Source organism: Arhodomonas sp. KWT, assembly GCF_010993615.1.
The window spans coordinates 1-723 of the sequence record NZ_WNXE01000853.1 but is presented as its reverse complement, the minus strand read 5'-3'; the positions used below and the strand labels follow the sequence as shown (position 1 = coordinate 723).

General features: G+C 71.5%; 1 protein-coding gene. It reads right to left on the bottom strand.

Going from position 1 to position 723, the window contains the following annotated elements:
* Positions 1 to 466 (bottom strand): ABC-ATPase domain-containing protein (locus tag G7A99_RS22870; protein ID WP_240466391.1); only part of this gene is annotated, 466 nt, incomplete at its 3' end.
* Positions 467 to 723: the final 257 nt, after the last annotated feature.

The following is a 723-nucleotide window of genomic DNA, read 5'->3' as shown; positions in this document are numbered from 1 at the left end:
CATCGTCCCGCTGCCCCGGGCGCAGGGCCTCCACGGCCTCCGGCAGGCGCCGGCAGAGCAGCGCCGCCGCCTGGCGCCCGAGGATCGTCCGTCCCCGCGCCGGCAGGCCCAGGGTGAAGCGCACCTCCACCCCGGTGTCGGTGAACAGCACCGCGGTGCGGTCCAGCACCGTCTGTGCCCCGGCATCGATGGCCATGGCGCGCTCGTCGCGGACCGCGCGGCGGAAACAGCGCGCCAGGTAATCCCGCGCGGCCCGCGCCCGCTCGCCGGTCACGCAGTCCCCGGGCAGGTCGGCCACGTCGTAGGGCAGGATCACGCGCAGCCGCGACGGCGCGGCATACGGATCCGCCTGGACGTGATCGACGACGAGAGTGAAGGCATCGAAGGCATACTCGCCCTCGATATCGCGGTACGCCTTGTAGCCCTTGCCGTCGATGCGCTGGAGCGCGGCCTGGAGCTTCTGCATGAGGATACCTCTTCGCCGAATCTGCAAACGCCGCCCAGACTGCCACAGCGTCGGCGACTCCAGCAGCCGAGCCAAAGGCACAAGCAGGCCCGCCTCGCTCGGCTACTCCAGGCAACCGATAGGTTGGGTAATGCCCCAGGGTGCAACCGCGTAGGTCGTGCGCCGAAGGCGTGCGACATTCCCCGTTCACCGGCGGGGACGTCGCACACGGCCACCGGCCGTGCACGACCTACCCGCGGTGGCGCCCGTAGGTCGGC